This window comes from Xanthomonas protegens (genome assembly GCF_038442435.1).
Lineage (GTDB): Bacteria > Pseudomonadota > Gammaproteobacteria > Xanthomonadales > Xanthomonadaceae > Xanthomonas_A > Xanthomonas_A sontii.
The window spans coordinates 92,451-104,220 of the sequence record NZ_JAQJCQ010000003.1 but is presented as its reverse complement, the minus strand read 5'-3'; the positions used below and the strand labels follow the sequence as shown (position 1 = coordinate 104,220).

At 68.9% G+C, this 11,770-nt stretch carries 5 protein-coding genes; all 5 read left to right on the top strand.

The annotated features are described in order from the left end of the window. Window positions 1-26 precede the first annotated feature (26 nt). The 5 genes from PIQ37_RS05395 (at window position 27) to PIQ37_RS05375 (ending at window position 11,597) form a co-directional block, all read left to right on the top strand. Window positions 27-797 (top strand): transporter, encoded by a 771-nt coding sequence (locus PIQ37_RS05395; protein ID WP_153750918.1) that lies wholly within the window; start codon window positions 27-29, stop codon window positions 795-797. Window positions 798-810: 13 nt separating this feature from the next. Then, window positions 811-3,180: a methyl-accepting chemotaxis protein gene (locus PIQ37_RS05390; protein WP_342072677.1), complete on the top strand. Its 2,370-nt coding sequence runs from the start codon at window positions 811-813 to the stop codon at window positions 3,178-3,180. Between the two features lie 245 nt (window positions 3,181-3,425). Next, window positions 3,426-5,654, top strand: a complete 2,229-nt coding sequence (locus tag PIQ37_RS05385) for a methyl-accepting chemotaxis protein (protein ID WP_342072676.1) — start codon at window positions 3,426-3,428, stop codon at window positions 5,652-5,654. Between the two features lie 345 nt (window positions 5,655-5,999). Next, on the top strand, window positions 6,000-8,258 hold the full coding sequence (locus tag PIQ37_RS05380; RefSeq protein WP_342072675.1) for a methyl-accepting chemotaxis protein: 2,259 nt from the start codon (window positions 6,000-6,002) through the stop codon (window positions 8,256-8,258). Window positions 8,259-9,101: 843 nt separating this feature from the next. Then, window positions 9,102-11,597, top strand: a complete 2,496-nt coding sequence (locus PIQ37_RS05375) for a methyl-accepting chemotaxis protein (RefSeq protein WP_342072674.1) — start codon at window positions 9,102-9,104, stop codon at window positions 11,595-11,597. The last annotated feature ends 173 nt before the right edge of the window (window positions 11,598-11,770 follow it).

Below are 11,770 nucleotides of genomic sequence, written 5' to 3'. Positions count from 1 at the left end.
CCGATCGAACCGCCAAGGGAGCCGCCATGAAGCGACGCGTTATCGCCACCTATCTGACCTTGTGCGGCCTCGCCAGCCTCGCAGGCCATGTCCATGCCGAGGCCGAGCCGATCGCCACCGATCGCCCGGACTTCGTCGAATCCAGCCTCACCGTCGGCGACCGGCGCCTGCAGGTGGAAACCAGCGTGGCCTGGGAACGTGACGGCGATGTCGACGGCTATGCCACGCCCACCCTGTTCCGCTACGGCATCGGCCCGACCTGGGAGCTGCGCCTGGAGACCGACGGCTGGCAGACCATCGACGTCCCCGTCGGCGGCGACGTCTCCGGCTTCTCCGACATCTCGCTGGGCCTCAAGCACCACCTGGCCAGCGAGATCGGCGGCGCCTCGCTGGCCTGGCTGCTGCACGTGGACCTGCCCAGCGGCGCGCGCAACGTGCGCGGCAGCGGCGCACGCCCCTCGTTCCGTCTGGTGGCCGAATGGGAACTCAGCGACAGCGTGTCCCTGGGCATGATGCCGGGCGTGATCCGCGACGAAGGCGACGGCGGACATCGCTACACCGCCGGCATCTTCGGCGTGGTGCTGGGCAAGGCCTGGAACGACCGCACCCGCTCGTTCGTGGAGCTGGCCCTGCCGCAGATCGCGCATGCCGACGACGGCGGCACCGTCGCCCTGCTCGACGTCGGCTCTGCCTGGCTGCTCACCCAGGACGTGCAACTGGACGTGGTGTACAGCCGCGGCCTCAACGACCGTTCGCCGGACCACGCGCTCGGCGCGGGCCTGTCCTTCCGTTTCTGATCGGGCCACACCGATGAAAATCATGCATATGCTCGGGATCCTGGTGCTGGTGGCGGTGCTCGCCCTGCTCGCGCTGGGCGGGGTCGGCTACGGCGCGCAGCAGGGGCTGCTGCGCTCGGTCGCGGCGCAGGTCGTGTCCTCGGACGCGCTGCGCAACCACATGCAGGCCGACATGATGCATGACGCGCTGCGTGGCGACGTCACCGCTGCGCTGCTGGCGGCCGCGCATCAGGATGCGGACGGGGTCAAGGCGGCGCGCGCCTCGCTGGGCGAACATGCCGGCGAGTTCCGCAAGGCGCTGGACGACAACCAGAAGCTGCCGCTGGACAGCACCCTGCGCGCGCAACTGGATGCGGCGGGACCGGCGTTGCAGCGCTACATCGCCGCCGCCGACAAGGTGGTGACGCTGGCCGAGTCGCAGGGCGACAGCAGTGCCGCCTATGCCGACTTCACCGCGCAGTTCACGCGGCTGGAAACCGAGATGGACACGATCAGCGACAGCATCCTGGCGCTGAACGAGCAGAGCCGCAAGGCCGCCGAACAGCAGAGCCAGCGCGCCACCTGGCAGCAGGCCGGCGCGGTGCTGGTGGCCGTGCTGTGCCTGGCTGCGGCCGCGGCCTGGATCCTGCGCTCGGTCGCGCAATTGCTCGGCGGCGAGCCGCGGGTGGCGATGGACGCGGCCCAGCACATCGCCGAGGGCCGCCTGGACCAGCCCATCCCGGTCGCGGCCAGGCACGGGCGCAGCCTGATGGCGGCGCTGGCGCGCATGCAGCGCGAGTTGCGCGAGCGCATCGAACGCGAGCGCAGCGTGGCGGCCGAGAACCTGCGGATCCGCACCGCCCTGGACAACGCGTCCACCGGCATGTACATCGCCGATCCCGACCTGACCATCATCTACGCCAACACCGCGCTGCAGACCCTGCTGCAGACCCACGCCGAGGACATCCGCGCCTGCGCGCCGGCATTCGACCGCTCTGCCCCGCTGCTGGGCCAATCGGTGGCGCTGCTGGAAGTCGGCAATTCGCAGGACGCGGAGATCTACCAGCGGCTGGATCGGCAAGGCGCGGCGCAGCGCGAGGTGCGCTATCGCGAGGTCTGCATCGCCCAGGAGATTTCCGCCATCCGCAACGCCGAGGGCGCGCACCTGGGCTTCGTCTGCGAATGGCGCGACCGCACCGCCGAGACGCGGGTGGAGGCGGAAGTGGCCGCAGTGGTGCGCAGCGCCGCCGCCGGCGACCTGTCGCAGCGCATCGACCGCACCGGCAAGCAGGGCTTCTTCCTGATGCTGGCGCAGCAACTCAACGGCCTGCTCGACGCCAACGCGATCAGCATCGCCGAAGTCTCGCGGCTGCTCAGCGCACTGGCCGACGGCGACCTCGGCGCGCGCATGCACGGCGACTTCCAGGGCATCTTCGCCACCATGCGCGACGACGCCAACGGCACCGCCGAGCGCCTGGCCGACATCGTCGGCCGCATCCAGCGCGCCGCCGGCGACATCCACAGCGCCGCCACCGAGATCGCCCAGGGCAACAGCGACCTGTCGCAGCGCACCGAGCAACAGGCCGCCAGCCTGGAAGAGACCGCCGCCTCGATGGAGGAGCTCACCGCCACGGTCAAGCAGAACGCCGAGCATGCGCGCCAGGCCAACCAGCTCGCCGCCGGCGCCGCCGCGGTCGCCTCGCAGGGCGGCGCCGTGGTCGGCCAGGTGGTCGACACCATGAGCGGCATCGAAACCGCATCGAAGAAGATCGCCGACATCATCTCGGTGATCGACGGCATCGCCTTCCAGACCAATATCCTGGCCTTGAACGCGGCGGTGGAAGCCGCGCGCGCCGGCGAACAGGGCCGCGGTTTCGCCGTGGTGGCCAGCGAGGTGCGCGTGCTGGCGCAACGCTCGGCCAACGCCGCCAAGGAGATCAAGGGCCTGATCGACGACTCGGTCGAGCGGGTCACCACAGGCGCGGAGCTGGTGCAGCGCGCCGGCCAGACCATGCAGGAGATCGTCGCCTCGGTGGGTCGGGTCACCGACATCATGGGCGAGATTTCCGCGGCCTCGCAGGAGCAGTCCGCCGGCATCGAGCAGGTCAACCGCACCGTCACCCAGATGGACGAGAGCACCCAGCAGAACGCCGCGCTGGTCGAGGAAGCCACCGCCGCGGCGCGGTCGATGGAGGACCAAGCGGCGCAGTTGAGCGATGCGGTGGAGGTGTTCCGGGTGGAACAACAGCAGGCCGCGCGCAGCGCCGCCCCTGCATCCGGCGCCGTCGCCGCGACCGCATCCAGCCATGCCACCGCAACGACCGCCGCTGCGCACGCGCCGCAGGCCAATGCCCAGGCCATCGCCGACGCGATCGGCAGCCAGTGGCAGCCACTCACTGCGTAAGGAAATGAATTAGACAGCGTCGGGAATCGCCTTACGACCAACGACGCATCGAGGAATCCGCCGTCACGCCGATATCACATTCGAGCGACGGCGTTGCAGAGTCAAACAAAAAAGGCACTTGGTTTTCTTGCTTCTTTTCTGACCGCCACGCCCCGCCGCTCCACGCGCACACGCGCTGCTGGAGCCCGTCTGGACGCAGTAGGCCCTGGATGCTCCAGGAACATCGTCAACGAAGAGGTCGACCAATGAACTCCTTCCTGCAACGCTACAACGTCGGCCGCCGGCTCGGCGGCGCCTTCGGCCTGCTGATCCTGCTGTCCTGCGCCCTGGTCGCCATCGGCTTGCTGTCGATGGCACGCACGCGCACCGAGTTGGACAGCATCGTCAAGGTGAATGTCGAAAAGAGCCGGATCAGCAACGGCATGCTCGACGCCAACTCCAGCATCCTGATCGCGCTCGGCACGCTGGCGATGGAGACGCGCGAGGAACTCAACGATCAGGCACTGGCGGAAATCAAGGCCAAGCGCCAGCGCTACACCGAGCTGCGCAACGAACTGGAGGCGTTCCCGCCCGCCAACGCGGATGCGGTGAAACTGCGCGCCGACATCGACGCCGCACGCACCACCGCGCGCGCCATGAACGATGAAGTGATCGCGCTGGCCACCGCCCACCGCAACGCCGAGGCGCAGACGACGCTGAGCGAACGCTCGCGCCCGGCCACGCTGGCCTGGCAGGCCAAGATCCGCGAGAACGTCACCCTGCAGGAAGCGCAGATGAAGGTCGCCCATGCCAAGGCGACGCAAGCGATGGTCACCGGCCGCAACCTGCTGATCGCGGGCGGCGTGGCGGTCCTGCTGCTCAGCGCCCTGCTGTCGTGGACGATCACCCGCAGCCTCACCGTGCCGCTGAGCCGCGCCACCCGCGCCGCCGAAGCGATCGCCAGCGGCCTACTGGACAACGACGTCGCCACCAACGCGCACGACGAACCCGGTCGCCTGCTGCTGGCGATGGACGCAATGCAACGGCAGTTGCAGCGCTTCTCCGGCGAAACCGCGTTGATGATCGAACTGCATGCCGACAAGGACATGTCCCACCGCATGCCTCAGGACTTCCCCGGCGTCTACGGCGAGCTGAGCAAGGGCATCAACACCATGATGTTCGAGCACCTGGACGCCATCGTCGACGCCATCGGCGTGCTCAACGAATACGCCAACGGCGACCTGCGCCGCGACGCCCGCCGCCTGCCCGGCAGCCGTGCGGTGCTGCACGAGTCGATGGACGCGGCCAAGGCCAGCCTGCTGGCGATCAATACCGAGATCAAGCGCCTGGCGGCGGCGGCCGCGGCCGGCGACTTCAGCGCCCGCGGCGACGCCGAGCGCTTCCAGCACGACTTCCGGCGGATGGTGCAGGACCTCAACGCGATGATGGAGGTCAGCGACCACAACCTGGGCAAGTTGTCCGCGCTACTCCAGTCCATCGCCGGCGGCGACCTGACCGCGCGCATGGACGGCGACTTCCACGGCGTGTTCGCCACCATGCGCGACGATGCGAACGCCACCGTCGAGCAGTTGACCGGCATCGTCGGCCGCATCCAGACCGCGGCGGTCAGCATCAATGCCGCCGCGACCGAGATCGCGGCGGGCAATGACGACCTGTCGCGCCGCACCGAACAGCAGGCCGCCAGCCTGGAAGAAACCGCCGCGTCGATGGAAGAGCTGACCTCCACGGTCAAGCAGAACGCCGAGCATGCGCGCCAGGCCAACCAGTTGGCGGTGGGTGCTGCTTCGGTGGCGTCGCAGGGTGGCAGCGTGGTCGGCCAGGTGGTCGAGACCATGAGCGGCATCGAAGCGGCATCGAAGAAGATCGCCGACATCATCGGCGTGATCGACGGCATCGCCTTCCAGACCAACATCCTGGCGCTCAATGCGGCGGTGGAAGCCGCCCGTGCCGGCGAACAGGGCCGTGGCTTCGCCGTGGTCGCCAGCGAAGTGCGCACCCTGGCACAGCGCTCGGCCGGCGCCGCCAAGGAGATCAAGTCGCTGATCGACGACTCGGTCACGCGCGTGGCCGAGGGCTCGGCGCTGGTCGATCAGGCCGGCCGCACCATGAGCGAGATCGTGGCCTCGGTACAACGCGTCACCGACATCATGGGCGAGATCTCGGCGGCCTCGCAGGAGCAGGCGTCGGGGATCGAGCAGGTCAACCAGACCGTCACCCAGATGGACGAGGCCACTCAGCAGAACGCGGCATTGGTGGAAGAAGCCACCGCCGCCGCACGCTCGATGGAGGAACAAGCCGGCCAGCTCAGCGACACCGTGGCGTTGTTCAAGATCGACAACGTCGGCGTGCGTGCGGCGACGGCGCCGCCTGCCACGGTCAACGCGCCGCGTGCGGCCAAGGCGGCGGCGCGTCCGCAGCGGCAGCCCGCCAAGCGCACCGCGGTCGCGGTCGGCGGCGACTGGCAGGAGTTCTGAGTCGTACGGTCGCCATGCCGCCGGCATGGCGACCGGTCCCGGCGGTAACGCTCGGCGTTCGCAGCGCAGCCGGTATGCACCTGCGCATTTCTGCAATACGCGAACCATAGCTCGGTGCATTACACGCCGGCGCATGTCGGAACCACGTCGGATTTCGCCTTCGCCGACCACCACGCGTCGGAAGGCAGACAGCTTCCTAACCGCCTGCCAACGAGGATCCGCACACCGCTCAATTCCTGGCCGCCATGTCGATATCCATGGGGTGGCAGCGCATCGCCACGAGGCGCCGCAACGCTGGCCTGCCAGCGCGTGCGACCCGACTCCTTCTACCCCCAAAGGTCGGCTATGAACGCACTTCTACAACGCTACAACGTCGGTCGGCGCCTCGGCATGGCGTTCGGCATCCTCATCCTGTTGTCCGGCGTGCTGGTCGCCATGGGGCTGCTGACCATGGCCAGGGCGCATCGCGAACTGGACAGCATCGTCAACGGCAACATGGAAAAGGTCCGGCTCTCCAACGAGATGCTGGACGCCAACACCAATGTGCAAGTCGGCCTGCTCTCCATCAGCATCGTCGATGGCGATGCGGCCAACCAGAAGATGCTGAACATCGTGCACAGCAATCGGGCCCGCTTCACGGCCGCGCACGACGCCTTGTCGGCCATGCCGGCAAGCCCGGCCGAGCGCAATGCCATGGCATTGATCGACACGCTACGGGCGCAGTCGGTCCATTTCAACGATGAGATTCTGGCGCTGGGCGAAAAGGACCAGAACGCCCAGGCGCAGACGCTGCTGCTCGGCGATGCGGCGGTGGCGATGGAGCAGCAGCAGGCGGCGATCCGCGCCAATGCCGAGCTGCAACGGCGCCTGAGCAAGGAAGCCTATGCGGCATCCTCGGCGGCGATGGCGCGCGGCCGCATCGTGCTGATCTCCGGCGGCCTTGCGGTCCTGCTGGTCAGCGGCCTGCTGGGCTGGACCATCACCCGCAGCCTCACCGGGCCGCTCGGCCGCGCCACCCGTGCCGCCGAAGCCATCGCGGACGGCCGTCTGGACAACGACGTGGGCACCGACGCGCGCGACGAACCCGGCCGCCTGCTGGTCGCGATGGGCCGCATGCAGACCCAATTGCAGCGCTTCTCCAGCGAAACCGCGTTGATGATCGAACTGCACGCCGACAAGGACGTGTCCCACCGCATGCCGCAGGACTTCCCGGGCGTCTACGGCGAACTGAGCAAGGGCATCAACGCCATGATGTTCGAGCACCTGGACGCCATCGTCGACGCCATCGGCGTGCTCAACGAATACGCCAACGGCGACCTGCGCCGCGACGCCCGCCGCCTGCCCGGCAGCCGCGCGGTGCTGCACGAATCGATGGACGCGGCCAAGGCCAGCCTGCTGGCGATCAACACCGAGATCAAGCGTCTGGCCGCGGCCGCCGCCGCCGGCGACTTCAGCGCCCGCGGCGATGCGGCGCACTTTCAGCACGATTTCCGGCTGATGGTGCAGGACCTCAACGCAATGATGGACGTCAGCGACCGCAACCTCGGCAAGCTGTCGGCGTTGCTGCAGGCCATCGCCGCGGGCGACCTCACCGCGCGCATGGAGGGCGAGTTCCACGGCGTGTTCGCCACCATGCGCGACGATGCCAATGCCACGGCAGACCAGTTGACCGGCATCGTCGGCCGCATCCAAACCGCCGCGGTCAGCATCAATGCCGCCGCCACCGAGATCGCCGCCGGCAACGACGACCTGTCGCGCCGCACCGAACAACAGGCCGCCAGCCTGGAGGAAACCGCGGCGTCGATGGAGGAGCTGACCTCCACCGTCAAGCAGAATGCCGAGCACGCGCGCCAGGCCAACCAATTGGCGGTGGGTGCGGCGGCGGTCGCCTCGCAGGGCGGCAGCGTGGTCGGCCAGGTGGTCGAGACCATGAGCGGCATCGAGGCCTCGTCGAAAAAGATCGCCGACATCATCAGCGTCATCGACGGCATCGCCTTCCAGACCAATATCCTGGCCTTGAACGCCGCGGTGGAAGCGGCGCGCGCCGGCGACCAGGGCCGCGGCTTCGCCGTGGTCGCCAGCGAGGTGCGCACCCTCGCCCAGCGCTCGGCCAATGCCGCCAAGGAAATCAAGACCTTGATCGACGACTCGGTCGGCCGTGTCGCCACCGGGTCGGCGCTGGTCGACCAGGCCGGCAAGACCATGCACGAGATCGTCGCCTCGGTGCAGCGCGTCACCGACATCATGGGGGAGATCTCGGCCGCCTCGCAGGAGCAATCGGCCGGCATCGAACAGGTCAACCAGACCGTCACCCAGATGGACGAGACTACCCAGCAGAACGCGGCCTTGGTGGAAGAAGCCACCGCGGCGGCACGCTCGATGGAGGAACAGGCGGTGCAACTGAGCGATGCGGTCGCGTTGTTCAAGATCGACCGGCTGTCCGCCATCGCGCCTCCTGCGCCTGCCCGCACGGCCACCGCCGCGCGGACGACCACACCGACAATCAAGACCGCGGCGAAGGCCAGCACCGGCCCGCAAGCGCCGACCATACGTCGTGCGACCGTGGCCGCGGCAAGCAAGGTCGACACGTGGCAGGATTTCTGACGCGACGGTCGCCGGCCGCCTAGGGCGTGTCACCAATCCCTGAGTATGCCGCGCCTGCCAGGCCCAACCCGAAGGGCCGCGGTTGCGCGTGCCCGTAGCAGCGTCATCGCTCGGGCGTGGACGGACGTCCATTTCCTCGCTCTTCCTTGCCACAGGCACGCGCAATCGCGGCGCGGCATGCTCGGGGATTAGTGACATGCCCTAGTCAGCTCCGCCACGACAATGCACAGGCAGCCGATCGACGAGGCGATCGGCCGCCGCCTCGCGCGGTCTGGCTGTGCAAGCGGTCCCGGGTCTGCCCAGCGTGTCGTTGCAGCGACATGAGCCCAGCGCTTCATTCCACCCTGGTTCTCAAGCCACCCACCTACGCTAGAACGCGTGCAGCACCCACGATCCCATCGCCGTGGTCCTCGGCAGCGCGAGGCCCCGCCAGAGGCGCCCGATCACCCAGCCAGCGGACGCTGCAAGCCGATGCTCGCCCGCAGACCCATGTGCCCGACAACTCCACCCAGCGGACATGACGCCTGCAGGACATGGCACGCGAAAAAGTTCACGCAGGCTGCATCCGCGCCGCACCTGCCGTCGTATCTCCCGCCATATGCGTCCCGCTGTCGCGGGCCGCACACCGTTTCGGCGGCTTAACGTGGTCATGCTTACAGATTCAACCTTTGTCTACGACGGCCGCTAAAGATATGCCCGATCCGGTCGAGCACCGCCGATTCCATCGCTAACCGCGTCCGGACAGGCGAAGCTCGACGACCACCCGTTTTGCACCTGCAGTCCCATGGCGTGGATCCCTCTGGATCGCCTGCCTTCTTTCGCTCTTGCTCAGAGACCCGCGCAATGACGTCGCATCCCGCGAACCACGCCGCTCCGCCCGCCTCCGAACGCCGCTCCCGTCTGCGGGTCTGGCATGACCTCCCCATTGCGCGCAAGCTCAGCCTGATCGGCGTGCTGGCCTTGATCGGGCTGGCCATTCCCCTGCTGCTGTACACCCGTACCCTCAGCGACGGCGTGGAGGTCAGCCGCGCCGAGCTGCGCAGCTACGCGCCATTGCGCGAGATGTTGCGGCTGCTGGCGGCCCTGCAGGAAGAACAGGTCGGCGGTGCCGCCGACGCGGCGCAGGCGCGCGACACCGCGGACCGGGCGCTGCGCGAACTGCAGCGGACCGTGCCGGCGCTGCCCGGCTTCGAGCGCAGCACGGCGGCGCTGGCGCAGTTGCAGCAGACCTTGCAGACCAGGCGCAGCGACTTCGCGATGGTCGCAGACCAGGCCGACGACGCGCTGGACGCCCTGCGCGACGACAGCCAACTGGTCTATACGCCCTACGTGGAAAGCTACCACCTGGTGGTCGGCAGCCTGAACTACGCCCCGGTGACCAGCCAGACCCTGACCCGGCTGGACGCGATGCGCGACCCCTCCCAGGCCGGCGCCGACACCCCGGTCCTGCGCGCGCAGATCGGCGAACTGGCCCGCGATCAGGGCCGCCTGCGGCATGAGCTGAAGAAGGCGTTGGGCCTGCTCGAACAGCCGGATCCGGCCCTGGCCCAGTCGGTCGCCGCCGAAGCCGCCGTCGCCGATCGCGCCCTGCCGCAACTGGCGCAGGCCCTGGAGGGCGGCAGCGCCGATGCCGATCAGCGCTGGAACGCGGCCCTGCATGGCTGGGACGAGGCCTTGCACGGGCTGAGCGCCACCGCGTTGCAGGCGCTGCAGCGCCAGTCGCAGCGTCATCTGGACGCCTCGCTGCAGGCGATGTGGACCGCAGTGGCCGGGCTCAGCGTGTTGACGCTGCTGATCGCGGCGATCTGCGCGCATACCCTGATCACCCTGACCCGCAACGTGCGTCGCGCCGCCGGCGTTGCCGCCGACATCGCCGAGGGCCACCTCGACGCCCGCATCGTGGTGCCCAGCCGCGACGAAAGCGGTCGGCTGCTGGCCGACATGCAACGCATGCAGCAACAGTTGCGCGAGGTGCTGGCCGCCCAGACCGAGATGGCGCGGCGCCACGACGTGGGCCAGACCAGCTATCGCATGGACGAGAGCAGCTTCCCCGGCGACTACGGGCGCATGGTCCGCGACAGCAATGCGCTGGCCGCCGCGCATATCGCGGTGACCGAGCGCCTGGCGCAGATCATGGGCCGCTACGCCATCGGCGACCTGTCCGAGGACATGGACCGCCTGCCCGGCGAGAAAGCCCGCCTCACCGAGACGATGGACACGGTCAAGCACAACCTCACCGCGATGAACACCGAGATCAAGCACCTGGCCGGTGCGGCGGCCGCAGGCGACTTCAGCGTGCGCGGCGACACCGCGCGCTTCCAGTACGACTTCCGCCTGATGGTCGACAGCCTCAATCAGCTGATGGCCACCGCCGACGACAACCTGCAGGCGCTGTCGGCGCTGCTGCAGTCCATCGCTGCCGGCGACCTGACCGCCCGCATGCACGGCGACTTCCAGGGCGTGTTCGCGACCATGCGCGACGACGCCAATGCCACCACCGAGCAGTTGGCCGCCATCGTCGCGCGCATCCAGACTGCCGCGGTCAGCATCAACGGCGCCGCCAGCGAGATCGCCGCCGGCAACGACGATCTGTCGCGTCGCACCGAGCAGCAGGCGGCCAGCCTGGAGGAAACCGCGGCCTCGATGGAGGAGTTGACCTCCACCGTCAAGCAGAACGCCGAACGTGCGCGCCAGGCCAACCAGCTGGCCGCCGGCGCCGCCTCGGTCGCCTCGCAGGGCGGCGACGTGGTCGGCCAGGTCGTGCAGACCATGAGCGGCATCGAAGCGTCCTCGAAGAAGATCGGCGACATCATTTCGGTGATCGACGGCATCGCCTTCCAGACCAACATCCTGGCGCTCAATGCCGCGGTGGAAGCCGCGCGTGCCGGCGAGCAGGGCCGCGGTTTCGCCGTTGTGGCCACCGAAGTGCGCACCCTCGCCCAGCGCTCGGCCAACGCCGCCAAGGAGATCAAGACGCTGATCGACGAGTCGGTCGGCCGCGTCGCCGAAGGCTCGGCCCTGGTCGAGCGTGCCGGCGCCACCATGCAGGAGATCGTGACCTCGGTGCAGCACGTCACCGACATCATGGGCGAGATCGCGGTCGCCTCGCAGGAGCAGTCGTCCGGCATCGAGCAGGTCAACCGCACCGTCACCCAGATGGACGAGAGCACCCAGCAGAACGCCGCGCTGGTGGAAGAAGCCACGGCCGCGGCGCGTTCGATGGAGGAGCAGGCCGGCCACCTGCGCCAGGCCGTGGCGGTGTTCAAGGTGCAGGCGGCATCCTCTGTGCGTGCGCCAGCCGTACCGGCCGCGCGCAGGCCGGCACACGCGGCCGCCTGAGTCCAGGCGCGCGGATCGCCCGACCCAGCGCGGGTCGCGCGACCCGCGCTCGGCCAGTCACGCCCCGGCCGGCGCACGCCGCGCCGCCGGAACAACAACCCGATATGCCAATCGGCCGCGGAACACCTCCGCGGCCGATTGCGTTTCCAGGCCGGCGAGACAGTCTTTTTTTT